Raw genomic sequence first — 25,975 nt, 5'->3', positions numbered from 1 at the left:
GCGAGGATCCGGCGTGGTTCAGTGACGCTCGAACGCGACCTGCCCCGCCACGAGCGTCGCACGCACGCAGGCCGGCAGTTCGTAGCCGAGGAACGGCGAGTTGTGGCCCTGGCTCTTCAGCGCACGCGGCTCGACACGCCAGTGCGCGCGCGGGTCGAATACGCACAGGTCGGCCGCGCCGCCTTCGGCCAGGCGGCCGGCCGGCAACTGCAGCACGTCGGCCGGCGCGGCCGTGATGCGGCGCAGCGCCTGCGCGAGCGGCGTGTTCGTTTCATCGGCCCACTTCACCGTGAGCGACAGCAGCAGTTCGAGCCCCGTCGCACCCGGCGTCGCTTCGGCGAACGGCAGCAGCTTCTCGTCATCGTCGACCGGCGTGTGATCGGAGCAGATCGCGTCGATCGTGCCGTCGGCGAGCGCCGCGCGAATCGCTTCGCGATCGCGCTCGCTGCGCAGCGGCGGATCGAGCCGGAACTGCGAATCGAAGTAGCCGATGTCGACGTCGATCAGGTGCACATGGTTCACGCCGACGTCGCACGTCACAGGCAGCCCCTCGGCCTTCGCCTCGCGCACGAGCGCGAGGCCGGCCGCCGACGACAACCGTGCGAGGTGCACGCGCGCGCCGGTCACGCGCATCAGTTCGAAAATCGTGTGCAGCGCGATCGTCTCGGCCGCGACCGGCACGCCGGACAGCCCGAGCCGGGACGCAAGCGCACCGCTCGCGGCGACGCCGCCGCGGCCGATGAATGCGTCTTGCGGGCGCAGCCACGTGGTGTAGCCGTAGGTGCTCGCGTACTGCAGCGCACGCAGCAGCACCTGCGTGTCGCGCACCGGCACGGTGGCATGCGTGAAGCCGACGCAGCCCGACTCGGTCAGCGCGACCATCTCGGTGATCACTTCGCCCTTGAGGCCGACGGTGAGCGCGCCGAGTGGATGCACGTTCGCCTGGCGCAGGTTGCGAGCGCGGAACTTGAGCATCTCGACGAGGCCCGGCTCGTCGAGCACGGGGTCGGTGTCCGGCGGGCACACGAGGGTCGTGACGCCGCCCGCGACGGCCGCGGCCATCTCGGACGCGAGCGTCGCCTTGTGCTCGTAGCCGGGCTCGCGCAGGCGCGCGCACAGGTCGACGAGACCGGGCGCGACGATCAGGCCCGACGCGTCGATCGTCTTCTCCGCGTTGAAGCCGGCCGGCGCTGTACCGGCCTCCGCGAGCGCGGCGATCTTGCCGTCCGCGACGAATACGTCGGCCTGCCGTTCGGTGCCGGCGACCGGGTCGATCAGCGTGCCGCCTTGGATATGAATCTTCATGCGCTGTCTGTGAATGCGTTGATTGCGTGAATAAGGATGCGCGAAGGCGAGCTCAGTCGTTGTTGCCGGCGACGATGCCCATCACCGCCATCCGCACGGCGATGCCGAACGTGACCTGGTTAAGGATCACCGACTGCGGACCGTCGGCAACCTGCGAGTCGATCTCGACGCCGCGGTTCATCGGGCCGGGGTGCATCACGATCGCGTCGGGCGCGGCGAGCGCGAGGCGCTCGGGCGTCAGGCCCCAGGTCTTGAAGTACTCCTGCGCGGACGGCAGCAGCGCGCCGCTCATCCGCTCGTTCTGCAGGCGCAGCATGATGATCACGTCGACGCCCTTCAGCCCTTCGTCGAGGTTGTGGAACACCTTCACGCCCATCTGCTCGAGACCGCCCGGCAGCAGCGTGCGCGGGCCGATCGCGCGCACTTCCGGCACGCCGAGCGTGGTGAGCGCATGGATGTCCGAGCGCGCGACGCGCGAATGCAGGATGTCGCCGACGATCGCCACGCGCAGCTTCGTGAAGTCGCGCTTGTAGTGGCGGATCGTGTACATGTCGAGCAGGCCCTGCGTCGGATGCGCATGACGGCCGTCGCCAGCGTTGATCACGTGCACGTGCGGCGCGCAGTGCTCGGCGATCAGGTACGGCGCGCCGCTCGACGCGTGGCGCACGACGAACAGGTCGGCATGCATCGCCGACAGGTTGTTGATCGTGTCGAGCAGCGACTCGCCCTTGCTCGTCGACGACGCGTTGATGTTCAGGTTCAGCACATCGGCCGACAGGCGCGTCGCGGCGATCTCGAAGGTCGTGCGCGTGCGCGTCGAGTTCTCGAAGAACAGGTTGAACACCGACTTGCCGCGCAACAGCGGCACCTTCTTCACCTCGCGGTCCGTCACGCTGACGAACTGCTCGGCCGTATCGAGAATGTGGTTGACGATCGAGCGCGGCAGGCCCTCGATCGACAGCAGGTGTTTCAGCTCGCCGTTTTTCGTGAGCTGCGGGTTGCCCTTCAGGAAACCGTAGCGGAACCGCTCGGGGCTCGCGGCCGCAGCGGGATTGCCGGTGCGGCCAGTGGTGTCGGTGGTCATGGTGTGCGTGATTCCAACTATGCAAACGGGCCGCGGCGCGAACCGGCGGCCCGGGATACGGTTTCGCGGTCCGCTCAGGCGCCGTGCGCCTCGATGCGCAGCGTGAGCTGCGCGGCTTCGTCGCGCTCGAGCACGAGCGTCGCATCGGCCGGCACGTCGAGCGTGCCGCCCGCGAAGCGCGCGGCGACCGGCAGCTCGCGGCCGCCGCGATCGGCAAGCACCGCGAGCTCGACCGCGGCCGGACGGCCGTAGTCGAACAGTTCGTTGAGCGCGGCGCGCACGGTGCGGCCGGTGTACAGCACGTCGTCGACGAGCACGATGCGCGCGCCGTCGACCTCGAACGGCAGCGACGTCGGGCTGGCCTGGCTGTGCAGCCCCTTCTTCGCGTAGTCGTCGCGGTGCAGCGCGACGTTCACGACGCCGAACCCCGGTGCGCCGAGATCGCGCGCGAGGCGCTCGGCGAGCCAGGCGCCGCCGCTGTGAATGCCGGCGAGCCGCGGGCCGCCCGGCTCGGCGAAGGCCGTGCCGTAGGCGTCGCGGATCTGGTCGAGCAGGACGCGGTAGAGCGCGTCGGCGTCAATGGTGCTCATGGTCGGACAATTGATCGAGATACTGTTGAAGGATCACGCGCGCGGCCTCGGCATCGAGCATCTCCGTGCGTGCGCGGCCGCGCACGTTGCGCTCGCGCAGCCCGGCCTCGGCCTCGACCGACGAATAGCGTTCGTCGACCCACGTGACGGGCAGCCCGAAGCGGCCATTCAGCTGGTTGCCGAAGCGCTTCGCCTGCTGCGTCATCTCGTGCGGCGTGCCGTCCGGATGCATCGGCAGGCCGACGACGAGCGCATCCGGCCGCCATTCGGCCAGCAGGTCGCCGACCGCCTTGAAGCGGTGCTCGCGGTTCAGGTTGGGAATCACGACGAGCGCGCGGGCCGAGCGCGTCAGCGCATTGCCGATCGCGACGCCGATCCGCTTCTCGCCGTAGTCGAACGCCAGGAGCGTCGCATCGCGCGCGCTCGCGCCACTCATGCGTGCCCTGCTTCGCCGGACAGCATCGACGAGCTGACGCCGAGCAGGCCGAGCGCGGCTTCGAAGCGTTCCTCGGCCGGCGTGTCGAACACGATGCGCGGATCGGCGGCCACGGTCAGCCAGCCGTTGCGGGAAATTTCTTCCTCGAGCTGCCCTGCGCCCCAGCCTGCATGGCCAAGCGTCAGCAGGAAACGCTTCGGGCCGGTGCCCGTTGCGACCGCCTCGAGCACGTCCTTCGACGTCGTCATCTCGAGCCCGCCCTCGACCGACATGGACGAGTTGTAGTTCGCGCCCTCGACCGGCTCGTGAAGCACGAAGCCGCGCTCGGTCTGCACCGGGCCGCCGAAGTACACGGGAATGTGCAGCAGCGGCTCGATGTCGAGTTTCAGGTCGATGCGATTGAACAGCGATTCGAGGTCGATGTCGGTGGGACGATTGATGACGAGGCCGAGCGCACCGCGCTCGCTGTGATCGCAAAGATAGACCACCGTTCCCGAAAACGTCGGATCCGCCATGTTCGGCATGGCGATCAGGAACTGGTTGGTGAGATTGATGCGATCGGAAGGCTTTGACATGGTTTGAATTTTAGCAAAGACGCCGCGACCTGACCGGGCCGCGATCAACAAGCAACGCCGCGCGACGCTGGCAACGACGCACGCGGATCACACGGCACTCTAACACGCGCGCGGGCGCTGTCGGCAGCGTGTTGCCGGCCCGCGCGGCAAGGGCTGCTGTGGTGTACGCGCCCCGTTGCGCGTCAGATCCGGCCGAGCGCCGTGCCGAGCGCCTCGGACGCCGCCGTGAGGTCCGGCGGCGCGACCCCCGCGGCAATCTTCAGCAGCGCGGCGCGCAGCATGTCGGACGCGCGACCGTGCGCATCGCGTCCGCCGTCGGCGAGCGGCACGCCGTGCGCGGCACGGCGCCACGCCAGTCCTAGCGTATCGGCCAGCAGCGCCGCGTGACCGAGCCCGAGCGCGCACGCGGCCGTACCGACCCGATAGGCGGCCGCGGATGCGCGCCATGCGGCCCCCGCATCGGCCGCGGCCGGATCGATCGCGAGTTCGGCCATCGACGCATCGGCCGTCTGCAGGAAATCCTCATATGCATGCGCGTTGACGGTCACGACCCCGAGCATGCGGGTGGGCGCCGCCGCGACCGCGTCATGCTCGGCCCGCGCGGCGCCGGCCTCCCACAGCGCCTCGGACGCGGGCGTGCCGGCGACGTGCCAGTCCACGGTCAGGCCATAGTCGTGCAGTACGTCGACGAGCGCGACATCCTCGGCGGCCGCGCCGAACAGCGCGAAATCGCGCCATAGCAGTGCGACCGTTTCGCGCACGAGTGCCGGTGGCGCATGGCGCCTGCCCTGCACGTGCTCGCCGAGCAGCAGGTTGGTCCGGGCGAGGAAACGTTTCAGTTCGGGCGCGGCGCTGGCACGCAGCGCGCGCAGGCACGCGGCGGCGAGCCGCCAGAAGTCGTACGGGCCATCGGCAGCCAGCGCGGTCAGGGTCGTATCGAGTTCGTCGAGTGCCGCGTCCGGCGTGCCATTCGGCGCGCGCAGCACGCCGAGCAGCGCCTGTTCGTAGCGGGCCCGGGCCCGGCTTGCGAACGCGCAGGGCAACGCACGCAGCGTCGCCGGCGGCATTGCGCGCCCGACGAGTGCCAGCGCGTCGAGCGACACGCTCGCATGCAGATCGGCCGCGCTTTGGGCGCGCAGCGTACGAAAATGGTCGAACAGAAGCGGCGAACAGGCCAGCTCGCGCAGATTGTGACGCCCGATCGCCGCGCGGAAATCGCGCAACGCGATGCGCCAGGCGGCGGAACCCGGTTCGGCGGCGACGAGCGGCGCCGTGGCGGCCAGTTGCCCGGCGAAACGGGCGGCCGGCAGCCAGCCGGCCTCCGCCAGTACGGCGGCTGCGGCCGACAGCGGCGCGGCCGCGTCGTCGCGACGCTCGAATGCGTCGACGGCCGCCGCGAGCCACGCATCGGCCGCGCGCACGGCCCCGCCGCGCGGGTTGGGCAGTGCGTCAGGGTGGGAAACGTTCGCCGGATCGGACGTCATGGACACGCGCGCCTGTCATCGTCAAGTCGCTCGCGCCGGCCGCGGCGCACAAGCGCCGGGCAACCGCGAGGCCGGAGCGGTGTGTCCGTGGGCCAAGGGTCCGGTCAGATCTGGACCATCTCGAAGTCTTCCTTGCGAGCGCCGCATTCGGGGCACGTCCAGTTGATCGGGACGTCTTCCCAGCGCGTGCCCGGGGCGATGCCCTCTTCGGGCAGCCCGGCTTCTTCGTCATAAATCCAGCCACAAATCAGGCACATCCAGCTCTTGTATTCCATCTTAAGCCGCGTCGGGAAAGTCGGTAAATTCGGGAGCCATGATGGTACCGTGTCGGGGCCGGACTGCCTAGCAATCGCACTGGAGTGCGGCAACTACGTTGCGCTGCGCTAAAAAATCCGTCGTGCGGGCCGGATTCCGCCGCATAATGGCTGGAAAGTGCGGCCTGCCGGGCAACACAGGGCCAAACCGCCCACTTCGCCTCGCCGTCCGCAGCTCCGTCGCTTCCCCGTTTTTTTCTTGCCCCATTTTTACATGTCCAGCAACGCCCCTCCGATCGTCCTCACCTTCGGCCTGTCCGATCCCACCGGCGGCTCCGGCCTCCAAGCCGATCTGATGACCCTGGCGAGCATGGGCTGTCACGGCGTGTCCGTCCTGACGGGCTATACCGTGCGCGACTCGGCCGCCTGCGACGAAGTGACCGGCCTCGATCCCGATGTCGTCGTCGCCCAGGCGCGCATGCTGCTCGAGGACATGCCGGTCGCCGCGTTCAAGATCGGCGCGGCGACGCGCGCGGAAGTCGTGAGCGCGATCGCCGAAGTGGTCGCCGACTACGACGGCGTGCCGCTCGTGCTCGCACCGGATTTCACGCTCGACGACGAGCACGTGCTCGCCGCCGACGACCTGCGCGAATCGATCGCCGACCTGCTCGCGCCGCAGACGACGCTGCTGGTTGCCGACCACGCGACGCTGATCGCGCTCGCGCAGCCGGACGGCGACGCCGAGGCGCCGAATCTCGACGCGGCCGTGTCGCACCTGCTGTCACAGGGCTGCGAGTACATCCTGTCGTCGGAGACGGGCTCGCACCGGCTCGTCAACACGCTGTACGGCGAGGAAGGCCAGCTCCGCGAAGACATGTGGGATCGCTCGCCGCACCGGCTGATGGGCATCACCGACACACTCGGCGCGGCGATCGCGGCACTGCTCGCGAACGGCCAGGAGCCGCCCGAAGCGGTGCGCGAAGCGCAGGAATACCTGTACCAGGCGGTGCGCGACGCGTTCCGGCCCGGCATGGGCGCGCACCTGCCCGACCGGTTCTTCTGGGCGCGCAGCAACGATGATGCGGACACGCCGCCGGCCGTGAAGGCCGACCCGGTACCGAGAACGTCGCACAGGCATTGACGCCCGCACGGCGGCCCTTCGCCGCCGTGGCGTGCCATTGCTTCGGGGCGGCATGTACGCTCTTTTTCACGCGTGCATAAAAAAAGACCCGCATCGCTGCGGGTCTTTTCTTTTGGCTGGAACGCGCATCGCTGCGCGCTCCGGACACCATCGACCGAAGTCGATTACATGTCCATGCCCATGCCGCCCATGCCGCCCGGCATGCCGCCCGGCATCGGTGCGTCTTCCTTCGGCAGTTCTGCGACAGCAGCGTCCGTCGTCAGCAGCAGGCCTGCAACCGAAGCTGCGTTCTGCAGTGCGGTACGCGTGACCTTGGTCGGATCGACGACGCCGGCTTCAACCATGTCGACGTACTCGCCCGTTGCTGCGTTGTAGCCGTAGTTGCCCGTGCCTGCAGCCACTGCCGCCACAACAACGCTCGCTTCTTCGCCGCCGTTCGTGACGATCTGGCGCAGCGGCTCTTCCATTGCGCGCAGCACGATCTTGATGCCGGCGTTTTGGTCAGCGTTCGCGCCGGTCAGGGCTGCGATCGCGGTGCGAGCGCGGATCAGCGCAACGCCGCCACCTGCCACGATGCCTTCTTCCACAGCTGCGCGCGTTGCGTGCAGTGCGTCTTCGACACGTGCCTTCTTTTCCTTCATTTCGACTTCGGTCGCAGCACCAACCTTGATCACTGCCACGCCGCCGGCCAGCTTGGCCACGCGCTCTTGCAGCTTTTCACGGTCGTAGTCCGACGTCGCTTCTTCGATTTGCGTGCGAACTTGCTTGACGCGCGCTTCGATGTTCACGGCTTCGCCTGCGCCGTCGATGATCGTCGTGTTTTCCTTGCCCACTTCGATACGCTTCGCCTGGCCCAGTTCTGCCAGCGTTGCCTTCTCGAGCGTCAGGCCGGTTTCTTCCGCGACGACTTGACCGCCGGTCAGGATCGCGATGTCTTCCAGCATCGCCTTGCGACGATCGCCGAAGCCCGGCGCCTTGACCGCAACGGTCTTCAGGATGCCGCGGATGTTGTTGACGACCAGCGTTGCGAGCGCTTCGCCTTCGACGTCTTCAGCGATGATCAGCAGCGGACGGCCAGCCTTCGCGACTTGCTCGAGCACCGGCAGCAGATCACGGATGTTCGACACCTTCTTGTCGTGCAGCAGCACGAACGGGTTGTCGAGGACGGCGACTTGCTTGTCCGGGTTGTTGATGAAGTACGGCGACAGGTAGCCGCGGTCGAACTGCATGCCTTCGACGACGTCGAGTTCGTCGGCGAGCGACTTGCCGTCTTCGACGGTGATCACGCCTTCCTTGCCGACCTTGTCCATCGCTTCAGCGATGCGATCGCCGATCGACGTGTCGCTGTTCGCCGAGATCGAGCCGACCTGTGCGATTTCCTTGTTCGTCGTGCACGGCTTGCTGATCTTCTTCAGCTCTTCGACAGCCGCTGCGACTGCCTTGTCGATGCCGCGCTTCAGGTCCATCGGGTTCATGCCCGATGCGACGTACTTCATGCCTTCGCGGACGATCGATTGCGCGAGGACGGTTGCCGTCGTCGTGCCGTCGCCGGCGTTGTCGCTGGTCTTGGAAGCCACTTCCTTGACCATTTGCGCGCCCATGTTCTGGAGCTTGTCCTTCAGTTCGATTTCCTTCGCGACCGACACACCGTCCTTGGTGACCGTCGGGCCGCCGAAGCTGCGCTCGAGCACGACGTTACGGCCCTTCGGACCCAGCGTGACCTTGACTGCGTTGGCGAGAATGTTCACGCCTTCGACCATCTTCGAACGGGCGGAATCGCCGAATACGACGTCTTTAGCTGCCATCTTCTAACTCCTTGAATTCTTGGGAATATGTACCGTCAGTGGACGCTTACTTCGCGTTGACCACGGCCATGATGTCTTCTTCGCGCATGACCAGCAGTTCCTGGCCGTCGACCTTCACGGTCTGACCAGCGTACTTGCCGAACAGCACGCGATCGCCGACCTTCACGTCGAGCGCGATCGGCGCGCCCTTGTCGTCACGCTTGCCCGGGCCGACCGCGAGGATCTCGCCTTGATCCGGCTTTTCAGCTGCAGCTTCGGGGATCACGATGCCCGAGGCGGTCTTGGTTTCTTGATCCAGGCGCTTGACGATCACGCGATCGTGCAAAGGACGAAGGTTCATATTCACTCCTCTCTTGAATGAGATTGAAGAACGCTTAGGGAATCTGCCCGGCGGATCGCCCGGCAGAGAATTGTTAGCACTCTCGTGCAGCGAGTGCTAATTATATGGACGGGTTTTGACAAATTCAAGAAGGGGAGCCGGAGGTTTTTTCGCCCGGGGCGAGACGGCGAAAAAACGGGGACAAAACTGAAAAAATCCTTTTGAAACAATCAAGTAGACATCAATCCCGCGCTCCGGAAGCGAGCACGATGCGGGATATCCCTGCCATCGCACCGATTTGACACGGGGTAAGCACTGAGTTCCCGCGGTCGTCCGGCATCGCATGAAAAAAACTGCCCGGGCGCCGACGGGGCCACATTTCCGGCACCGGACCGTCACGTGTCGGGACAGCCCGCGACCGGCTGGAACGTCCGGCCGTCGGTCTCGACCGTCGCGCCGAGCAGCCGCGCGAGCCCTTTCGCGCCTTCGCGCATCACGACGTCGTGGTTCCAGATGAACAGCGGGCGCGCAACCGGCTCCAGCCAGTTCATCCAGCGCTCGCGCGTACGGATGTGCCAGTCGTAGCGCACGACGGTACGCGTGCCGTCGCCCGCGAACGACCAGCGGCCATCGCCTTCGATCGCGCCGCTCGCGCGGCCTTCGAGCACATGCGGCCGCTCGACGCGCAGCACGCGCATGTCGAAGGTCAGCTGGTACGGCAACGCACCTTTCCACGTGTATCGCTGCAGCGCGCCGACGCCGCGCACGTCGCCGCACTCGATCTCGACGGTCCGTACCGCGCCCTTCCACCAGTCGGGCCAGCGGTCGACCTGGTAGATTGCATCCCAGACCGCCGCGAGCGGCGCGTCCACGCGCCACGTCGTCGAAAACCGGTATTCCGCCATGCAGCCTCCGGCACGTGTCGGGATCAGGGATCAGGGCGCGAAAAAGCGAGCGGGAAACGCGACGTCGATCTCGACGTCGTCGAGTGTCACCGTTTCGAGCGGGTCGCCGTCGCCGTCTGCGAAGCTGACGACCTTCAGCGGAAAGCCGTCCTCGGTGTCCAGCCACAGCCGGTAGCGATGCACGCCGCCGACCACGTGCGCGGGCGCGCCCGTCACCGACACGCGCAGCGTGGCCCGGCCGCCGACAGTTTCCTCGCCTTCCGTCACCGTCGCACCGCCCTGCTGCAGCGCATGCACGTTGCGCAGCAGCGCGCCGACGTCCGACCGGTCGACGCGATGGCCGCTGCGGTCGCGCACGAGCGGATTGGACGGCGACAGCGTCAGCGCGGGCGGCGCATGCTCGCCGAACGGACGCAGCCGGACCTTGCCGTCGCCGGGATCGTACGCGAGCACCGCGCCGTGATGGGGCGACACGAAGTCCATCCGGACGAAACCCGGTTTCAGGTACGCATAATGGAATTCGGCGTGCTCGCCGCTGCGCGCCGACGAGCGGATCGTCGCGCGGTACGAGCGGACCTGATCGAAATGCGCCTGCGCGACGCTCACGGGGTCGGCTGTCATGCTCACTCCTATCAGGCTCGCGGCCAGCCATGCTGCGATCATGGCGCCGCCTCGACGTCGAGCACGCCTTCCATGCCGCGCTCGCGATGGCTGCGCAGGAACAGCAGCCGATGCGTGCAATAGTAGGCGAAGCGACCAGGCTCCGTCGGCGTGAAGCGCAAGATGCGCGGCGTCGTGCGCAGTTCGGTGTGCACCGCGATGCCGGCCTGCGGCGCAGCGATCTCGAAACTGTGCGGCACGACACCCGGTTCGGCCGATACCGTCAGTTCGACCGGCACATGCGCGCGGACGATCACGTGGTTCGGACGAAAGAAATAGCTGCCGCCGACGATCGTCACCCGCTGCACGCCATCGGCATCGACCGGCACGCGCACCGGGGCGTCGCCGTCCGCCCGTGCAAGCCCGCCGCCCGCCGCGAGCACCGCCACTATCGTCGCCACCATCGCCGTCTTCGCGTTCATCCTCTGCTCCCTGCCGATGCCGCGTGCGTCACCCCTTCCATGCGTCGGTCGGCCCGCCGAGTGCGCCGCACGCGTCGATCGCGAGCTCGCGCAGGCGCCGTTCGTCGCCTCGGCCGGACAGCGCATAACCCATGCCGCGATCCGACCAGAAGTACGTGTAGCGGCCGTCGGCCGACATCGCCTGCGGTGTGAGGCGCCGCGCGTCGTAGGCCGTCATGTACAGCGTCACGCGCGCGCCGTCCGCACGCTGGTACATCAGCTGTGCGGCCGGCCCCGCGTCGCCCGGCAGCAGCCGGCCGCCCAGCAGCGCATAGCCGTATTCGTCGAGCGACGGTGCGCGCACAGGCCGGCCGAGACGCGCGGACAGCCACCCGGCCAGGCGCGCCGGGTCGCGGGCGTCGATTTCGACCGGGTGTTCACGATCGGCCGCGTACACCGCATACGCGACATCCGCGCGCGCGGCGAACGCCGGTTCGACGCCGAATGCCGTCCAGCCCGCGTGCAGCGCGATGCCGAGCACCAGCCCGGCCGCCAGCCCCGCGAACGCGTACGCGACCATGCGCCGGCGCGACGCGCGCCGCTGCACGAACAATGCCGGTGCGGCGGCCGGCAGCGGGAACAGCGCGCGCAACGCGTCGCGCTGCGCACCGTAATGCGCGAACCGGTCGGCTTCCCGCGGATCGGACTGCAGCCGCTCGAGCACCTCGCGGCGCTCCTGTCCGGACAACTCGCCGTCGAGCAGCGCCGACAGCAGCTGGGCCGATGCAGCGTCGTCCCGATCGTTCGAAGGTTTGCGCGGATCGTCGTCCATCATCTCTTCCCGATCACCCGTAACGCGGCCGTGCCGTGCGCCGGCGGTTCGCCGGACAGCAACGTACGCATCTGTTCACGCGCCCGCGACAGCCGCGACATCACCGTCCCCACCGGCACGCCGAGCACCTGCGCGGCGTCGCGGTAGCTCAACTCCTCGAGCGCGACCAGCAGCAGCACCTCACGCTGCTCGACGGGCAGCCGGTACAGCGCGCGCTGCACGTCGCGCAGCATCAGGCCGCCGATCTCGTCGGCCGGTGCAGCCATCGTCTGCCACGGCGCGGTCGCGTCGTCGACCGCGATCTCGCGCCGCGCGCGCAACTGGTCGATGAAGCGGTGGCGCAGCAGCGTCAGCAGCCATGCGCGCAGATTGCCGCCGTCGCGCGGCGGCCGGTTCAGCGCGCGCTCGAGCGTGTCCTGCACGAGATCGTCCGCCCAGGCCCGATCGCCCGTCAGCGCACGCGCGTACCGCGTGAGATGCGGCAGCCATACCAGCAGGTCCGATTCGTAGCTCATCCGGATGCCTTGCGCGTCGCCGCGCCGTCAGCCCCTCGGTCCGTCCGTCAGTTCTCAGGGACGCGCGACGTGCCACATGCCGCCGATTCCGTCGCCGCCCGCGTCGCCGGCCTTGTGGTCCATTTTCCAGCGATACAGCGGGCGCCCGCGGTACGCCCATTGCTTCTTGCCGTCGTCGCGCGCGACGAGGCTCAGCGCGCCCGACGGCTTGTCGTATTCGTCGGCGAGCGCCGGCGGCCAGTTGGCCGCGCAGGTGCCGCTGCACGTGCTCTTGCCCGGCGCGTCGTGATCGAACACGTAAAGCGTCATGTGATCTTCGTCGACCAGTTTCCCGTCGCCGGCCTGCGGCGGCTCGGCGGCCGCGGGCCGCGCGATCGCGGCCGTCAGCGCGATGGCGAACAGCATCGTCTTCATTTCCGTCTCCTTGGCATGGCGTTGCGGCACGGCACCGCCGGACGGGGGTCGACTTCGTCATGACCATTATCCCGCCGTCCGGTTACGCCGCGACTCGGTATGTAAACGGACGGACGCGGCCGGTTATTCCATGCCGCCCCACAATAGGCGGCGGCAACCGCGCACGCCCATGCCTCCGACGAAGCCGATCGGGAACCCAAAAGAAAACGCGGCATGACATTGCTGTCATGCCGCGTTGCGCGACCTGTTGCGCGCGGCAGGCGATGGATCGCCGCCGCGCGTTCCGGCCGGTTACTTCGGCAGGGCGCCCGTCACCGACTGGAGCAGCGTCGACACCGGTGCGAGCGGGTTGTTCGCCGAGCTGCTGCCCGAGTGCGGCGCGACCGACAGGCCCGGCGCGGAACCCAGCGCCGGGCCGACCGCATTGACGATCGTCGCCGTGCTGCCCGCCGCGCCCGAACCGAGCAGGCTGCCGCCCGCGCTCGACAGCGTGTTGACGACCTGGTTCACGACGCCCTGTACCGGCGCCAGCGGGTTCGTGCCGCCGAGGTTGCCCAGCGCGCCCGTCACCGAGTTCACGGCGCCCGTCAGCGCGCCGGCCGGATTGCTGCCGCCAAGCGTACCGACCACCTGGTTCACGACGCCTTGCACCGGCGCCAGCGGGTTCGAGCCGCCGAGGTTGCCCAGGGCGCCCGTCACCGAGCTGACCGCATTGCTCAGTGCGCCGACCGGATTGCTGCTGCCTAGCGTGTTGACGACCTGGTTCACGACGCCCTGCACCGGGGCGAGCGGGTTCGTGCCGCCGAGATTGCCGAGTGCACCCGTGACCGAACCGAGGGCACCGGTCAGCACGCCAGCCGCGTTGCCGCCCGTCGGCAGCGCGTTCTGCAGGCCGCTGACGAGGTTCGTGATCGGCGCGATCGGGCTGCCGCCGCCAGCGCCCGACAGCGTGCCGACGACCTGGTTCACGACGCCCTGTACCGGAGCGAGCGGGTTCGTGCCGCCGAGATTGCCGAGCGCACCCGTCATCGAATTCACCGCGTTCGTCAGTGCACTGGCCGGGTCGCCGTTGCCGAGCGTGCCGGCGAGTTGCGTAACGACGCCTTGCACCGGTGCCAGCGTGCTCGACGCGCCACCGATGTTGCCGAGCGTACTCGTGATCGGGTTGACCGCGTTGCCCAGTGCGCCGGCCGGATTGCCGCTGCCCAGCGTGCCCGTGACCTGGTCGACGATGTTCTGGATCGGCGTCAGCGGGTTCGCACCGCCGACGTTGCCCAGTGCGCCCGTTACCGTGCCGAGCGCGCCGGTGAGCGTACCTGCCGGGTTGCCGCCGCCAAGTGCCCCGGTCACTTGATTCACCACGCCGTGCACCGGCGCCAGCGGCGTCACCGAGCCGCCACCGCCGCCGCCGAGCGCGCCCGTCAGCGCATTCGCCGCGCCCGACAACGCCTGCGCCGGATTACCCGGCAACGTCTGAATCTCGCCCGCCCCGCCCGCCGCCACGGTGACCGAACCCAGCGGCGACGTGCCGGTCACGGCCAGCCCGATCGATACGCTGTTCGTCGGCGGATTCACGATCACTTGCGGAATCGGCAGCGTGTCGAGCGGCCCCGCGATTGCCGAACCGGAAGCCAGTACCCCGAATACCGTCGCGACCGACAGCGCCACACCCGTCAATTTATGATTTTTTCCCATCGTTACCCCATCTCGGTTGGCACTACGTTGATAAAGCATGGGGACGGACTGCACGAAGCGTGCCACCTCGATAAACGGATCCATTCTTTGGCTTATTGCAAGCCAATAACGTTTTTTATATGGGTTATCGGTAAAAAAACGAGTCGCGACGCGCCAATCTTCCGACGAAAAAGGCGTAGGGAGCGCGGATGTAACGTAACGTTTGTGAGGCTCAAAGCAACGTGTTCCGGTACATTTCTGCTCACATCGGAACGGGCCGTTACGAAGCGACGCCGGATTACTCTGACGGCCTGCCTATTTCGCATTGCATTCCCATGGAAATGCATTGATAAATCGCGTTTTTTCTTATTTTCTTAATTGCGATTTCTTTCCGATCAATTACGTAGATAATTTCCGGCCGATCGGTTTTTCGACAATTCGAACAGGCAAATGAAAAACCGTGACGGCCGCACGCGCGGCGGCCGTCGTGCCGCGATGGGCTCAGCCGAAGCGCGCGGGCCGGTACGGATGGGGATCGATATAGGTCGGCGCGCCCGTCATCATCTCGGCGAGCAGACGCCCGGTCGCGGGGCCGAGCGTGAGTCCGTGGTGGCAATGGCCGAACGCGAACCACAGATGACGATGGCGCGGCGCAGGCCCGATCACCGGTCGCATGTCGGGCGTGCACGGCCGCATCCCGAGCCACGGCGCCGGATCGAGCCGTTCGCCGATACCGAACGCGTCGCGCGCCAGCGGCTCGGCGCGCGCGAGCTGCACGCCCGTCGGCGGCGCACCGCGCAACGCGATCTCGACGCCGGTGGTGAGCCGCAGGCGGCCACCCTCCATCGGCGCGACGACGAAGCCCTCCTCGGTATCGCACACGGGCACGTTCAGTGGCGCGCGGGTCGGCCGGTAATGCATGTGATAGCCGCGCTTCACGCGCAGCGGAATCCGGTAGCCAAGCGGCGCGAACACGTGATCGGACCAGGGCCCGAGCGCGACCACGGCCGACCGGGCCGAAATCGGCCCGTGTTCGGTATCGACCTGCCAGCCGTCGCGCACCTGCGCGAGCGTCGTCGCGTCGCCGCGCACGAACGTACCGCCGTCGCGCTCGAACAGCCGCGCGTACGCCTTCGTGAGGCCGCCGGGACTCGACACGGTCTTCGGGTCCTGCCAGTGGAATGCGCCGCAGAATGCGTCGCCGATGCCGGGCTCGCGCTCGCGCAACGCGCGCGCATCGAGCACACTCATCCGCAGCCCGTGCGCGTCGGCCACCCGCTGCTGCGCGCGCGTTTCCGCATCGAACAGCGCGGGCGAACGGAACGCCTCGAGCCACCCGCCGTCATGCACGAGCGGCTGCGCGTCGGTGCGCGCGAGCAGCGCGTCGTGCTCGACGACGCTCGCCGCGACGAGCGGCAGCATGTCACGCGCGGCCGCCGCGAGCCGCTGCGGCGACGATTCGCGCCAGAAGCGCGCGAGCCAGCCCGCGTATGCGGGCAGCGCCTTGTAGTCCCAATAGAGATCGACCGAGCGGTTGCGCGCATAGCGCAGCAGCGTGCCGAGCCGGCGCGGGAACGCGTAAGGCACGACCGACGAGCGCTCGATCAGCCCGGCATTGCCGTGGCTCGTTTCCTCGCCGGGCGCGCGCCGGTCGACGAGCGCGACGCGCAACCCGCGATCCTGCAGATGCAGCGCCGACGACACGCCGACGATGCCGGCCCCCAGAACGATGACGTCGAAATCCATGCTTCCCCGTACTGCGTCGAGATTCGGTGCGACGCGCGCCGGCACCGCGGCCGGCGCGCGGCCAGGCTTACTTCGCGACGATGTCGCGCTTGAAGTACTTCTGCGACAGCGCGCTCAGCGTGCCGTCCTTCTTCAGCGCGTCGAGCGCGCCGACGATCTTCGCCTGCAGCGCCTTGTCGCCCTTGCGCATCCCGAAGCCGGTGCCTTCGCCGAGCGTCGCGGGATCCTTCAGCGGCTCGCCGACGATCTGGTAGTCGCGGCCGGCCGGCTTGTCGAGGAAACCGTCCTGAGCGGTCTGCGCTTCCTGCACGGCCGCGTCGAGACGACCGGCGACGAGATCCGCGTAGATCTGGTCCTGGTCCTGATACGACACGACGTCCACGCCCGCATTCGCCCAGTGCGCCTTCAGGAAATCCTCCTGCGACGAGCCCTGCAGCACGCCCACGTGCTTGCCGCGCAGGCTCGCGGCATCGGGCCGCAGCGGCGAGCCGCGGTGCGCGACCATCACGATCGGCACCACGTAGATGGCCGGCGTGAAGTCGATGCTCTGCTTGCGCTTCGCGGTGATGTTCATCGCCGAATTGATCGCGTCGAACTTGCGCGCCTGCAGCGCCGGGATCAGCCCGTCGAACGCATTCTCGACCCACACGCATTTCATGTTCAGCTTCGCGCAGACCGCATTGCCGACGTCGACGTCGAAGCCCTGCAACTGGCCGGCCGGCGTCTTGCTCTCGAACGGCGGATAGGCGGCTTCGATCCCGAAGCGCAGCGTGGTCTGTTCCGCGTGGGCCGTGACGGCCGCGCACGCAAGCGCCGCGACGGCGCAGAGGGAAAGCTTCCAGTTCATGACGGATGTCCTTCGATTCCGGATTGAGGCGATGAAGACCGGTCGTGCGACGCCGTTGCCGGGCGCCGGATCGGCATGCGATGCAGCCGGCCGCCATGCGGCGACACGCTGTGTCTGCACGCGAAATATAGACTCTTAGTCTACTATAGACTATAGGGGATACGATAATCGTAGCGCGGTCGCCCCCTGCCGGAATTCTGTCGATCGCGCCAAACACCTTTGATTTGTCGATGTTTTTTCTGCTACAGGCGACGTGATCGAGTCACGAAAAGAAAAATCTACCCGAGTTTATTTGTCTATATTAGACTTTTAGTCCATTATTAACACCGCCGGACGCCCTCTTTCGAGACAGTCCTGTCCGGCCCCGACCGGAGAAGTCCCATGACGCAACCCGCCCCGACCCCGCCGCTGACCGTCGACGAAGCCGCGGTGCGCGCGGCACTGCCGTCGCTCGACGTGCTCGGCGCGCTGCGTCGCATGTTCGCGTCGCTTGCGTCGGCCCGCGCGGTGCAGCCGCCGCAAACCCTCACGCTGTTCCCCGAACAGGCCGGCGATTTCATCACGTATCTCGGCGCGCTCGCCGACGAGCAGGTGTTCGGCGCGAAGCTGTCGCCGTACGTCGTGACGGGCGGCAAGCCGATCGTCACCGCGTGGACCGCGCTGATGTCGATGCGCACCGGCCAGCCGCTGATGTGGTGCGACGCAGGGCTGCTGACGGTCGAGCGCACGGCCGGCACGACGGCGCTCGCGGTCGACTGCCTCGCGCCGCGCGACGCGCGCCGGCTCGCCGTGATCGGCACGGGCGCGGTCGGCCTCGCACATCTGCGCCACACCGCGGCACTGCGCGACTGGGCGTCGATCAGCGTCCATTCGCCCGCGCTCGCCGGCGACCCGGCACTGCAGGCGACGCTCGCGCAGATCGACCCGCGCGCGCGCCCGGCCGCCAGTGTCGAGGCGTGCGTGCGCGATGCGGACGTCGTGATGCTGTGTACGTCGTCGGGCACGCCGGTGCTCGCCGACGGCATGCTCACCCGCCCCGCGCTCGTCACATCGATCAGCACCAACGTCGCGCGCGCGCACGAAATCCCGCCCGCGTGGCTGCCCGACATGGACGTGTACTGCGACTACCGCCACACGACGCCCGCGAGCGCGGGCGAGATGCAGATCGCGGCGGCCGGGCACGGCTGGACGCCCGAGCGGATCGTCGGCGACCTGCCCGCGCTCGTCGCCGGGACCTGCGCGGCGCCGTCGCGCACGCGGCATGCGTTCTTCCGCTCGATCGGCCTCGGCCTCGAGGACATCGCGATCGCGCACGCGCTGTACACGCATCTGACGCGCGCATGAGCAGCACGCGCACGCGGGGCCGATACAATGGCGCAACCGCCGCGGCGGCAGCGCGCGGGCGCACGGACGGGCCGGTCAACGGTACGCCGGCGCGCCGCGCCGACGCGCTGCCCGGCCCCCGCTCACCCGAGATGGCGATTCCGATGCGCAAGAAGCAATCCCCCGTCAAAGACCTGCTGCTCACCCGCTATGCACCGATCGCCGACGGCATCGCGGCGCTGTTCTTCCCGTACGCGGAAGTCGTGATCCACGACCTGCACGACCAGACCGTGCTGTACCTCGCGAACAACCTGTCGAAGCGCGAGGTCGGTGACGACTCGGCGCTCGAGGAAATCGATCATTCGGCGCGCGAGCGCGTGATCGGCCCCTACGAGAAGCTGAACTGGGACGGCCGGCGGATGCGCTGCGTGAGCAACGTGCTGTTCGACGACGAAGGCCGCCCGGCCGGGATGATGTGCATCAACTTCAACATCGCGGTGTTCGACGACGTCCGCGCGACGCTCGATGTGTTCATCAAGGGCGCGGGCATCGTCGCGCAACCCGACGAGCTGTTCCGCGACGACTGGCAGGAGCGCATCAACACGTTCCTGCACGGCTGGCTGCGCGAACGGCAGGTCGGCCTGAACGGCCTCACGCGCGAGCATCGGCGCGAACTCGTCGAGGCGCTGCATGCGGAAGGCGCGTTCCGCGGCAAGAGCGCCGCGAACTATGTCGCGAACGTGCTCGGGATGGGGCGCGCGACCGTCTACAAGCATCTGAAACATCTGAAGGAAACGCAGGGCGACGCGTAGGCGGCGCGCTCCAGGGGCGGGGGCGCCGGACATGCCGCTGTCGTCGGCATCGGCAATCGCTACCGGTACGCGGCGTCCGTGTCTATGCTTCGTGATACGTCGAAGGCCGGCCCGTTCCGCACGGGAACGACCATGACGAAGCGTCGAAGCACAAAATGATATAGTCCCGGTTACATTTATTTGCCGCCCCGGACCGCCCATGACGACCACCCCTGCCCCGACTGCCCGCCCGACCCTGACCGTCGAAATCTGGTCCGACCTGATCTGCCCGTGGTGCTGGATCGGCAAGCGCCGCTTCGACGAGGCGCTCGCCGCGTTCGCGCATGCCGAGCACGTCGACGTCGCGCTGCGCGCGTACCGGCTGATGCCGGGTCAACCGGTCGAGCCGGTCGAGGCGATGCTCGCCGGCAAGTACCGGATGTCGTCCGCTCAGGTCGACCAGATGCTGCGCCAGGTGACCGACGCGGCCGCGAGCGTCGGGCTCCGCTACGACCTGCCCGGCACATTCGTCGGCGACACGCTCGACGGTCACCGGCTCGTGAAACTCGCGGAAGCGACCGGCCGTGCGCATGCGCTGACCGAACGCCTGTACCGCGCGTATTTCTGCGAGCACGGCTCGCTGTTCGACCACGCGGCGCTGATCGATTTCGCGGTCGAAGCGGGGCTCGAGCGCTCGGCCGTCGAAGCCGTGCTGCGCAGCGGCGCATATCGCGACGAAGTCGAGGCCGACATTGCGCGTGCCGCGCAGATCGGCGGACGCGGCGTGCCACTGTTCGTGTTCGGCGGCCGCTACGCGGTGTCGGGCGCGCAGCCGGCCGACGTGTTCGCGCAGGCACTCGAGCAGGCGTGGCGCGACGGCGCGATCGTCGAATTCGCCGGCGACGACGCAGCCGCGTGCGGCCCCGACGGCTGCGAACTGCCGCCGCGCGGCTAAACGCGCCGCCGCTACGCGTCGCTCCTGCCACAAACCGACAGGAAGCACGCGCGAACGATGTCTACAATGCAACCTTTCAAAGGCTATCGGAAGGCTGCAGGCCCATGACCCACGGGATTCACGGCGAAAGGCGCTGGTACGCGCTGATCGTCCTCTGCCTCGGCGTGCTGATGATCGTGCTCGACAGCACGATCGTGAACGTTGCGCTGCCGTCGATCAGCACCGACCTACATTTCACCGAGACGGCCCTTGTATGGGTCGTCAACGCATACCTGCTCACGTTCGGCGGTTGCCTGCTGCTCGGCGGCCGCCTCGGCGACCTGTACGGCCAGCGGAGCATGTTCCTCGCGGGCCTCGTCGTGTTCACGCTCGCGTCGCTCGCCTGCGGCCTCGCGCAAGCGCAGGCGATGCTGATCGCCGCGCGCGCGGTGCAGGGCTTCGGCGGCGCAATCGTGTCGGCCGTGTCGCTGTCGCTGATCATGAATCTCTTTACCGAACCGGGCGAACGGGCGCGCGCGATGGGCGTCTACGGCTTCGTCTGCGCGGGCGGCGGCAGCATCGGCGTGCTGCTCGGCGGGCTCCTGACGAGCACGCTGTCCTGGCACTGGATCTTCCTCGTCAACCTGCCGATCGGCATCGCCGTCTACGCGATGTGCGTCGCGCTGCTGCCGCGCATGCGCGCGCCGGCCGGCGCCGCGCGGCTCGATGTCGCGGGCGCGATCACCGTGACCGCGTCGCTGATGCTCGCGGTCTACGGGATCGTCGGCGGCAACGAGGCCGGCTGGCTGTCGACGCAGACGGTCGTGCTGATCGGCGCGGCCGCCGTGCTGCTCGCGCTGTTCGTCGCGATCGAGGCGCGCGTCGCGCATCCGCTGATGCCGCTCACGCTGTTCGCCGCGCGCAACGTCGCGCTCGCGAACGTGATCGGCGTGCTGTGGGCGGCCGCGATGTTCGCGTGGTTCTTCCTGTCCGCGCTCTACATGCAGCGCGTGCTTGGCTACGGGCCGCTGCAGGTCGGGCTCGCGTTCCTGCCGGCGAACCTGATCATGGCGGCGTTCTCGCTCGGGCTGTCGGCGCGGATCGTGATGCGCTTCGGGATCCGCGGCCCGATCGCGGCCGGCCTGCTGATCGCCGCATGCGGCCTCGCGCTGTTTTCGCGCGCGCCGGCGGACGGCAGCTTCGTCTGGCACGTGCTGCCCGGCATGACGCTGCTCGGCATCGGCGCGGGTGTCGCGTTCAACCCGGTGCTGCTCGCCGCGATGAGCGACGTCGATCCGGCCGATTCGGGGCTCGCGTCGGGCATCGTCAACACCGCGTTCATGATGGGCGGCGCACTCGGTCTCGCCGTGCTCGCAAGCCTCGCGGCCGCGCGCACCGACGCGCTCGCGGCCGCCCGCGCGACGCCGCTCGATGCACTGAACGGCGGCTATCACGCCGCGTTCGCGGTCGGCGCGGCATTCGCGGCCGCGGCCGGGTTGCTCGGTCTCGCGCTGCGCATCCGCCGCCAGGACGCCGTTTCGGACGTCGGCCCCGCGATGCACTGACGGCCGTCCGGCCTGAACCGGGGCGCGTGCCGGCCCCCTTTTCCGCGCCGATCCGGCGCGCCGCCCCGCCGGGCCCGGCGCCCGTTCAAACGACTGTTTCACCCGCCGCGAACACCCCCGTCCGGCAAGCCGTCCCGGCCGATTTTTAACGTAGTCGTACACCGACGCGCCACTTTTGCGACAATGGCAGACTTTGACCTGCGCGCCGCCGCCGAACGCCGCATAACCGCCTGCTTCCGATGTCGCTTCCCCATATCGATCTGCTGTACTCCCTGTCCGGCCTGTTCGTCGGCATTCTCGTCGGCCTGACGGGCGTCGGCGGCGGTTCGCTGATGACGCCGATCCTCGTGCTGCTGTTCGGCGTCCACCCCGCGACGGCGGTCGGCACCGACCTGCTGTACGCGGCCGCGACCAAGGCCACCGGCACGCTCGTCCACGGACTGAAAGGGTCGATCGACTGGCGCATCACCTGCCGGCTCGCAGCCGGCAGCGTCCCGGCCGCGGCCGTCACGTTGTGGGTGCTGCACACGCACGGGATGAATTCGCCCGGCACCGCGCGGATGATCCAGCTGGTGCTCGGCGTCGCGCTGCTGCTCACGTCGCTCGCGCTGATCTTCCGGCCGCAACTCACCGCGCTCGCCGCGCGCAACCCGCTTGCACCGAGCCCCGCTCGCACGCTGTGGTCGACCGTGCTGACCGGCGCCGTGCTCGGCGTGCTCGTGTCGATGACGTCGGTCGGCGCCGGCGCAATCGGCGTGACCGTGCTCCTGCTGCTGTATCCGACGCTCGCGACCAGCCGCATCGTCGGCTCCGACATCGCGCACGCGGTGCCGCTCACGCTCGTCGCGGGCATGGGCCACTGGCTGCTCGGCTCGGTCGACTGGTCGATGCTGCTGTCGCTGCTGCTCGGTTCGCTACCCGGCATCGTGCTCGGCAGCCTGCTGTCGGCGCGCGCGCCCGAGCGCCTGCTGCGCAACCTGCTCGCCGCGACGCTCGTCGCGGTCGGCGTACGGCTCGTGCTCGCGTAAGCCCGGTCGCGCCGCTCACGCCACCTGCCCTCGCCCTAGCTCCGGCCCAACCCAGCCCAGCTCCGCCGCCATCGTCCGCGTACCGCACGCCGGCAGTTCGCCGCCCCGAACACCCTGAAAAAACAGCCCGACCGGCCTGCGCCGATCGGGCTGTCGTCCATACAGCGTGTAGTCCGCGTAGCTGCGGGCCTGCACCATGTACGCCGTCAGAGCGGCACGTCGATCGCGCCGGCGCCGGCCGCAATCGCGTTCGCACCGGGCGACGCCGAGATCGGCGGCAGGTTTGCGCCGGTCAGCGCGGGGGCGGCGCCCGGCGTGCCACCACGCGGCACCGTGCGGATCACCTGCGACGGCGGCAGCGCGGCACCGCTCTTCAGATGGCGCCACATCAGGTTCAGCGCCTGCAGGTTGTAGTAATGGACCGGCACGAAGCGCGTGTCGAAGCCCGCGACGGGCAGGAACGCGTCGAAGTGCTGCCCGTTCGTCACCTCGTAGAACACGAGCTGGCTGCGGCCGCCTTCGCTGATGCTGTTCTGCGCGACGTACGCGCGCGATGCGTGGTTCACCGGCACGAGCGCGTCGCTGCGGCCCTGCACGATGATCGCAGGCTTGCCCTGCAGGTTCGCGTTCACGCGCACGGCCTCGACGTTCGCCGGCATGTCGAGCAACCCGTTGGTCCACAGCTGGCGCAGGCACAACGCGCCCGCGAAGCTCGCGTCGGGCGTCGCGAGCCGGTGATCGACGCCCGCGCCGGTGTTGAACACCAGATTGACGCCGGCCGTCGGCGGCACGCCGTTGCCAAGCCCGAACACGGCCGGCATCGGCGATGCGGCGGGCGGCGCGACCGCGCCGGTTGCCGCATTGGTGGTCGCGAAGCTGAAATTGCACAGGTTGTCGGTCACGCGCGAGCGCGTGTACGCATTCGCATAGGTGACCGCGATCGCCGGAATCGCCTGCGAATCCCACATCGACGCGTGCAGCAGGTCGGAATCGGCGAGATAGCCGGCCGCATGCAGTTGCGCGAGCGCATCGGCGGCCTGGCTCTGCGTATCGGCACCCGACACGAGCCCCGCCGCCGCGAGCGTCGCGCAGCGCTGCGCGCGGATCGACTGCGTGGTGGCGAGCGGCAGCGCGCTCAGGTACGGCTCGCCCGCGAGCGATGCCGACGCGGCCGCGCACGGCTGCAGCAGGTTCGCGAGCGTCGCGTAGTCGGCCAGCGGCCGGCCGAACGACGGCACCGGCTGGCCGCCCTCGCGCACGACGGCGTTCGGCGCCATCCGCACGTTGACCTGCGGCTCGCCGACCACGACCGCCGTGATCCAGCGGCGCGTGTCCTGCTCGGCCGCCGCGAGCGCCGCGCCGCCGCCGTTGCTGACGGACGCGGCGATCGTCGTGATGTCGCCCGGGTGGTAGCGCACGCCGTGATGCGAGCTGTCGAGCAGCGGTCCGAACTGTTCGTTGAGCGCCCAGTACGCGAATTCGACCGACTGCAGCGTCGCGTGCCCCCAGTCCTGCTCGGGATTCTGCTGCGAATGCGCGTGCTTGAACGCGTAGCGGTTCGGGAAGCTGCCGTTGAACGCGGCCAGGTCGCCGCTCGTCACGTTCGCGGTAAAGAGACTGGCATTGCCGGCGAGCACCGCGTTGGCGAGCGTGCCGTCGATCAGCGTGATCGTGTCGGAGCCGAGCTCGTGCGCGCCGTTGCCGCCGCCCTTGTCGTTGTACGCGACCGCGCAGCCACGCTTGAGGCCCCACTCGCCGGCCGCCGAAATCGCGCCGTACACGCCGCGCGAACCCGACGACGTCGCGGTGACGATGCACGGCTGCGCCGGATCGAAGCTGGCCGGCACCTGCACGAGCAGCGTCACGTTCTTGCGGCCGCTGCCGTCGTCGGAGTACGCGAGATATTCGGTGCCGGGGATCTTGCCTTCGCCGAGCGTGTCGTTGCCGTCGAGGTCGACGTTCGGCCCCCAGAAGCGGCCGTAGCCGCCGTTCGCGCTCATGTCGACGAGCGCGCGGTAGTTCGACCAGATCGCGACCCGGCGCAACTCGGCACTCGTCGGCCGGGACGGATCCGCGAACGCGGGCGCGGTGGCGACGGCGAGGCCCGTCTTGCCGAGGCCGGCCGTCAGCAGGTCGTCGCTCGAACCGTCATAGGCGGTCGTGCGCACGCTGCCGGAAACGAAACCGGGCAACCGGTTGCGTTCGCCCGAATCGTCGCCGTTGCAGGCGCCGAGCAACGTGAGCGCGGCCAGCGCCGCGCCGACAAGAATCCGACTACCCCACCCGTTCGTCGTCATTGCCGCCCTCTCGATATCGTTATCGATCCGCCGCCTCTTCGTGCGCGGCTTGCGGCCTCTGAAGAAAACGCGGGGCCGCCCCTGGTTTTCCGCCCCGAAGGAAGTCCCCTTGGGGATGCCCCCTGGAGCCTGTCGCGAAGCGACAGATCCCGGGGGCACGCTACAGCGCAAACGGGCCCCGGCACGCCGGGGCCCGCCTGAAAGCGGGCGCGAGCGGCGCTCACGCGCCGCCGCCCGGCATCACTGCTGCTGGACCGTCAGCTTGTTCGTGACGGACGTCACGCCGGTCACACCCTTCGCTGCTTCTTCGGCCTTGTCGATCTGTGCCTGGTCGGGCACCGTGCCCTCCAGCGTGATCGCCCCGCCCTTCGAACGCACGACGAGGTTCGCCACGTTGACGCCGCCCGCCTTCGTAATTGCCTTGCGCACCGCGTAGCCGAGCTTGCGGTTCGCCTTCTTCGCGGTCTTGGCCGCGGCCTTCGGCGAGCTCGCCGCCGCGGCCGGCGCTTCGGTTGCCGCCGCATCGCTCGACTGCGCGTATACGCTGCCCGACAAACAGGCGGCTACGGCCGCAACACCCAACGCTCTCAACACGATCGACTTCATGCTAACTCCTTGTGACTTCGGAACGGCCGTGCACAGTACGGCCGGATACCCCCCAAAGGCAGCCGGCCCGCGCGCGAACGGGCGGGACGGCCGATGATTTCCACGGCGATGCGAGAGAGGCGACACGGGCCGGCGGCCGGCGCGCGCGAATGCGGGCCAGCCGGGCCGGACAGCCGCCGGCCGGACGCGCCCGGTCTCATTGCGTGCCGGGTCGCGCGCGAATCGGGCGCGGCTGCGTCGCACAATGTAATCCAGCGCCCGCCGAAGCGCAAAGCTTTTGACGCGCGGCCGCCCGCCGTCTGACGGCGCGCTCGCCCGGATCCGCGGCCGCGCCACGGCGACCGACTCGCGCACGCGCGGCGAAACCGGGTACCATCGCCGCCAGAACGTGCATCGCGTGTGTCGTCCGTGACGGTCGTCATCGATGCGTCACACCCGTGTCAT

Annotated in this window: 26 protein-coding genes; 6 read left to right on the top strand and 20 right to left on the bottom strand. The window is 68.7% G+C overall.

The features are described from left to right. Nucleotides 1-18: 18 nt before the first annotated feature. From AC1Z3W_RS22600 to AC1Z3W_RS22570, 7 genes are all read right to left on the bottom strand, one after another. Entirely contained in the window at nt 19-1,305 is a 1,287-nt protein-coding gene (locus AC1Z3W_RS22600) for a dihydroorotase (protein WP_175826960.1), read from the bottom strand. 52 nt (nt 1,306-1,357) lie between these two features. After that, nucleotides 1,358-2,389 (bottom strand): aspartate carbamoyltransferase catalytic subunit, encoded by a 1,032-nt coding sequence (locus AC1Z3W_RS22595; RefSeq protein ID WP_006400966.1) that lies wholly within the window; start codon nt 2,387-2,389, stop codon nt 1,358-1,360. Nucleotides 2,390-2,463: 74 nt separating this feature from the next. Continuing rightward, nucleotides 2,464-2,979 (bottom strand): bifunctional pyr operon transcriptional regulator/uracil phosphoribosyltransferase PyrR, encoded by a 516-nt coding sequence (pyrR, locus tag AC1Z3W_RS22590; protein ID WP_057926127.1) that lies wholly within the window; start codon nt 2,977-2,979, stop codon nt 2,464-2,466. After that, nucleotides 2,966-3,415, bottom strand: a complete 450-nt coding sequence (gene ruvX, locus AC1Z3W_RS22585; RefSeq protein WP_124835115.1) for a Holliday junction resolvase RuvX — start codon at nt 3,413-3,415, stop codon at nt 2,966-2,968. Before ruvX ends, pyrR begins: the two co-directional genes overlap by 14 nt. Then, the gene (locus AC1Z3W_RS22580; protein WP_006751106.1) at nt 3,412-3,990 is read right to left on the bottom strand and encodes a YqgE/AlgH family protein; all 579 of its coding nucleotides are present in this window, start codon (nt 3,988-3,990) and stop codon (nt 3,412-3,414) included. The genes ruvX and AC1Z3W_RS22580 overlap by 4 nt, the downstream gene beginning before the upstream one ends. Before the next feature lie 182 nt (nt 3,991-4,172). Next, nucleotides 4,173-5,474: a hypothetical protein gene (locus AC1Z3W_RS22575; protein ID WP_483508485.1), complete on the bottom strand. Its 1,302-nt coding sequence runs from the start codon at nt 5,472-5,474 to the stop codon at nt 4,173-4,175. Nucleotides 5,475-5,578: 104 nt separating this feature from the next. Further along, nucleotides 5,579-5,749, bottom strand: coding sequence for a rubredoxin (locus tag AC1Z3W_RS22570; protein WP_004186709.1), 171 nt, complete (start codon nt 5,747-5,749; stop codon nt 5,579-5,581). 253 nt (nt 5,750-6,002) lie between these two features. Here AC1Z3W_RS22570 and thiD point away from each other — a divergent pair, with 253 nt between their 5' ends. Next, on the top strand, nt 6,003-6,869 hold the full coding sequence (gene thiD / locus AC1Z3W_RS22565) for a bifunctional hydroxymethylpyrimidine kinase/phosphomethylpyrimidine kinase (RefSeq protein ID WP_057926129.1): 867 nt from the start codon (nt 6,003-6,005) through the stop codon (nt 6,867-6,869). A gap of 164 nt (nt 6,870-7,033) precedes the next feature. On the opposite strand, the gene groL is transcribed toward thiD, so the two are convergent. The 11 genes from groL to AC1Z3W_RS22510 form a co-directional block, all read right to left on the bottom strand. Beyond that, entirely contained in the window at nt 7,034-8,674 is a 1,641-nt protein-coding gene (groL, locus tag AC1Z3W_RS22560; protein WP_057926130.1) for a chaperonin GroEL, read from the bottom strand. A 46-nt stretch (nt 8,675-8,720) separates the two neighbouring features. Next, complete coding sequence (locus AC1Z3W_RS22555) at nt 8,721-9,014, bottom strand: co-chaperone GroES (RefSeq protein ID WP_011544732.1); 294 nt, start codon at nt 9,012-9,014, stop codon at nt 8,721-8,723. 374 nt (nt 9,015-9,388) lie between these two features. Then, on the bottom strand, nt 9,389-9,898 hold the full coding sequence (locus AC1Z3W_RS22550) for an SRPBCC family protein (protein ID WP_124835117.1): 510 nt from the start codon (nt 9,896-9,898) through the stop codon (nt 9,389-9,391). 30 nt (nt 9,899-9,928) lie between these two features. Then, the gene (locus AC1Z3W_RS22545) at nt 9,929-10,561 is read right to left on the bottom strand and encodes a LolA family protein (RefSeq protein WP_057926132.1); all 633 of its coding nucleotides are present in this window, start codon (nt 10,559-10,561) and stop codon (nt 9,929-9,931) included. Next, nucleotides 10,558-10,980: a quinol oxidase gene (locus tag AC1Z3W_RS22540; RefSeq protein WP_483508484.1), complete on the bottom strand. Its 423-nt coding sequence runs from the start codon at nt 10,978-10,980 to the stop codon at nt 10,558-10,560. The genes AC1Z3W_RS22545 and AC1Z3W_RS22540 overlap by 4 nt, the downstream gene beginning before the upstream one ends. A gap of 28 nt (nt 10,981-11,008) precedes the next feature. After that, on the bottom strand, nt 11,009-11,791 hold the full coding sequence (locus AC1Z3W_RS22535) for an anti-sigma factor family protein (protein ID WP_057926134.1): 783 nt from the start codon (nt 11,789-11,791) through the stop codon (nt 11,009-11,011). Next, on the bottom strand, nt 11,791-12,306 hold the full coding sequence (locus tag AC1Z3W_RS22530) for a sigma-70 family RNA polymerase sigma factor (protein WP_057926135.1): 516 nt from the start codon (nt 12,304-12,306) through the stop codon (nt 11,791-11,793). The genes AC1Z3W_RS22535 and AC1Z3W_RS22530 overlap by 1 nt, the downstream gene beginning before the upstream one ends. Before the next feature lie 54 nt (nt 12,307-12,360). Continuing rightward, on the bottom strand, nt 12,361-12,720 hold the full coding sequence (locus AC1Z3W_RS22525; protein WP_057926220.1) for a COG4315 family predicted lipoprotein: 360 nt from the start codon (nt 12,718-12,720) through the stop codon (nt 12,361-12,363). A 291-nt stretch (nt 12,721-13,011) separates the two neighbouring features. Next, nucleotides 13,012-14,415, bottom strand: a complete 1,404-nt coding sequence (locus AC1Z3W_RS22520) for a hypothetical protein (protein WP_483508483.1) — start codon at nt 14,413-14,415, stop codon at nt 13,012-13,014. A 480-nt stretch (nt 14,416-14,895) separates the two neighbouring features. Next, nucleotides 14,896-16,140 carry an NAD(P)/FAD-dependent oxidoreductase gene (locus AC1Z3W_RS22515; RefSeq protein ID WP_483508481.1) on the bottom strand — a complete coding sequence of 415 codons (1,245 nt, stop codon included), beginning with the start codon at nt 16,138-16,140 and terminating at the stop codon, nt 14,896-14,898. A 67-nt stretch (nt 16,141-16,207) separates the two neighbouring features. Continuing rightward, nucleotides 16,208-16,987: an ABC transporter substrate-binding protein gene (locus tag AC1Z3W_RS22510; RefSeq protein ID WP_057926138.1), complete on the bottom strand. Its 780-nt coding sequence runs from the start codon at nt 16,985-16,987 to the stop codon at nt 16,208-16,210. Between the two features lie 381 nt (nt 16,988-17,368). Here AC1Z3W_RS22510 and AC1Z3W_RS22505 point away from each other — a divergent pair, with 381 nt between their 5' ends. The 5 genes from AC1Z3W_RS22505 to AC1Z3W_RS22485 all read left to right on the top strand — a co-directional run bounded on the left by AC1Z3W_RS22505 (nt 17,369) and on the right by AC1Z3W_RS22485 (nt 22,628). Continuing rightward, entirely contained in the window at nt 17,369-18,331 is a 963-nt protein-coding gene (locus AC1Z3W_RS22505; RefSeq protein WP_057926139.1) for an ornithine cyclodeaminase family protein, read from the top strand. Continuing rightward, nucleotides 18,328-19,122, top strand: a complete 795-nt coding sequence (locus AC1Z3W_RS22500; RefSeq protein WP_057926140.1) for a helix-turn-helix transcriptional regulator — start codon at nt 18,328-18,330, stop codon at nt 19,120-19,122. Before AC1Z3W_RS22505 ends, AC1Z3W_RS22500 begins: the two co-directional genes overlap by 4 nt. A gap of 199 nt (nt 19,123-19,321) precedes the next feature. Beyond that, complete coding sequence (locus AC1Z3W_RS22495; RefSeq protein WP_057926141.1) at nt 19,322-20,056, top strand: DsbA family oxidoreductase; 735 nt, start codon at nt 19,322-19,324, stop codon at nt 20,054-20,056. 104 nt (nt 20,057-20,160) lie between these two features. Continuing rightward, on the top strand, nt 20,161-21,600 hold the full coding sequence (locus AC1Z3W_RS22490) for a DHA2 family efflux MFS transporter permease subunit (RefSeq protein WP_124835122.1): 1,440 nt from the start codon (nt 20,161-20,163) through the stop codon (nt 21,598-21,600). A gap of 239 nt (nt 21,601-21,839) precedes the next feature. Continuing rightward, the gene (locus AC1Z3W_RS22485) at nt 21,840-22,628 is read left to right on the top strand and encodes a sulfite exporter TauE/SafE family protein (RefSeq protein ID WP_057926143.1); all 789 of its coding nucleotides are present in this window, start codon (nt 21,840-21,842) and stop codon (nt 22,626-22,628) included. 206 nt (nt 22,629-22,834) lie between these two features. Here AC1Z3W_RS22485 and AC1Z3W_RS22480 read toward each other — a convergent pair whose 3' ends face one another. Together AC1Z3W_RS22480 and AC1Z3W_RS22475 are read right to left on the bottom strand one after the other, a co-directional pair. Beyond that, a complete protein-coding gene (locus AC1Z3W_RS22480; protein WP_124835123.1) occupies nt 22,835-24,925 on the bottom strand; it encodes a D-(-)-3-hydroxybutyrate oligomer hydrolase in 2,091 nt (696 codons plus the stop codon). Nucleotides 24,926-25,165: 240 nt separating this feature from the next. Further along, nucleotides 25,166-25,531, bottom strand: coding sequence for a BON domain-containing protein (locus AC1Z3W_RS22475; RefSeq protein WP_124835124.1), 366 nt, complete (start codon nt 25,529-25,531; stop codon nt 25,166-25,168). Nucleotides 25,532-25,975 lie beyond the last annotated feature (444 nt).

The sequence above is a fragment of the Burkholderia sp. 10_S31 genome (assembly GCF_056930375.1).
Note: the sequence above shows the minus strand (reverse complement) of the source record. Positions and strands in the feature narration are given on the sequence as shown.

Bases quoted from the DNA above. Each gene is read 5' to 3' on its own strand.
- AC1Z3W_RS22600 (WP_175826960.1), bottom strand. From the start codon at position 1,305: ATGAAGATTCATATCCAAGGCGGCACGCTGATCGACCCGGTCGCCGGC.
- AC1Z3W_RS22595 (WP_006400966.1), bottom strand. From the start codon at position 2,389: ATGACCACCGACACCACTGGCCGCACCGGCAATCCCGCTGCGGCCGCG.
- pyrR (WP_057926127.1), bottom strand. From the start codon at position 2,979: ATGAGCACCATTGACGCCGACGCGCTCTACCGCGTCCTGCTCGACCAG.
- ruvX (WP_124835115.1), bottom strand. From the start codon at position 3,415: ATGAGTGGCGCGAGCGCGCGCGATGCGACGCTCCTGGCGTTCGACTAC.
- AC1Z3W_RS22580 (WP_006751106.1), bottom strand. From the start codon at position 3,990: ATGTCAAAGCCTTCCGATCGCATCAATCTCACCAACCAGTTCCTGATC.
- AC1Z3W_RS22575 (WP_483508485.1), bottom strand. From the start codon at position 5,474: ATGACGTCCGATCCGGCGAACGTTTCCCACCCTGACGCACTGCCCAAC.
- AC1Z3W_RS22570 (WP_004186709.1), bottom strand. From the start codon at position 5,749: ATGGAATACAAGAGCTGGATGTGCCTGATTTGTGGCTGGATTTATGAC.
- thiD (WP_057926129.1), top strand. From the start codon at position 6,003: ATGTCCAGCAACGCCCCTCCGATCGTCCTCACCTTCGGCCTGTCCGAT.
- groL (WP_057926130.1), bottom strand. From the start codon at position 8,674: ATGGCAGCTAAAGACGTCGTATTCGGCGATTCCGCCCGTTCGAAGATG.
- AC1Z3W_RS22555 (WP_011544732.1), bottom strand. From the start codon at position 9,014: ATGAACCTTCGTCCTTTGCACGATCGCGTGATCGTCAAGCGCCTGGAT.
- AC1Z3W_RS22550 (WP_124835117.1), bottom strand. From the start codon at position 9,898: ATGGCGGAATACCGGTTTTCGACGACGTGGCGCGTGGACGCGCCGCTC.
- AC1Z3W_RS22545 (WP_057926132.1), bottom strand. From the start codon at position 10,561: ATGATCGCAGCATGGCTGGCCGCGAGCCTGATAGGAGTGAGCATGACA.
- AC1Z3W_RS22540 (WP_483508484.1), bottom strand. From the start codon at position 10,980: ATGAACGCGAAGACGGCGATGGTGGCGACGATAGTGGCGGTGCTCGCG.
- AC1Z3W_RS22535 (WP_057926134.1), bottom strand. From the start codon at position 11,791: ATGGACGACGATCCGCGCAAACCTTCGAACGATCGGGACGACGCTGCA.
- AC1Z3W_RS22530 (WP_057926135.1), bottom strand. From the start codon at position 12,306: ATGAGCTACGAATCGGACCTGCTGGTATGGCTGCCGCATCTCACGCGG.
- AC1Z3W_RS22525 (WP_057926220.1), bottom strand. From the start codon at position 12,720: ATGAAGACGATGCTGTTCGCCATCGCGCTGACGGCCGCGATCGCGCGG.
- AC1Z3W_RS22520 (WP_483508483.1), bottom strand. From the start codon at position 14,415: ATGGGAAAAAATCATAAATTGACGGGTGTGGCGCTGTCGGTCGCGACG.
- AC1Z3W_RS22515 (WP_483508481.1), bottom strand. From the start codon at position 16,140: ATGGATTTCGACGTCATCGTTCTGGGGGCCGGCATCGTCGGCGTGTCG.
- AC1Z3W_RS22510 (WP_057926138.1), bottom strand. From the start codon at position 16,987: ATGAACTGGAAGCTTTCCCTCTGCGCCGTCGCGGCGCTTGCGTGCGCG.
- AC1Z3W_RS22505 (WP_057926139.1), top strand. From the start codon at position 17,369: ATGACGCAACCCGCCCCGACCCCGCCGCTGACCGTCGACGAAGCCGCG.
- AC1Z3W_RS22500 (WP_057926140.1), top strand. From the start codon at position 18,328: ATGAGCAGCACGCGCACGCGGGGCCGATACAATGGCGCAACCGCCGCG.
- AC1Z3W_RS22495 (WP_057926141.1), top strand. From the start codon at position 19,322: ATGACGACCACCCCTGCCCCGACTGCCCGCCCGACCCTGACCGTCGAA.
- AC1Z3W_RS22490 (WP_124835122.1), top strand. From the start codon at position 20,161: ATGACCCACGGGATTCACGGCGAAAGGCGCTGGTACGCGCTGATCGTC.
- AC1Z3W_RS22485 (WP_057926143.1), top strand. From the start codon at position 21,840: ATGTCGCTTCCCCATATCGATCTGCTGTACTCCCTGTCCGGCCTGTTC.
- AC1Z3W_RS22480 (WP_124835123.1), bottom strand. From the start codon at position 24,925: ATGACGACGAACGGGTGGGGTAGTCGGATTCTTGTCGGCGCGGCGCTG.
- AC1Z3W_RS22475 (WP_124835124.1), bottom strand. From the start codon at position 25,531: ATGAAGTCGATCGTGTTGAGAGCGTTGGGTGTTGCGGCCGTAGCCGCC.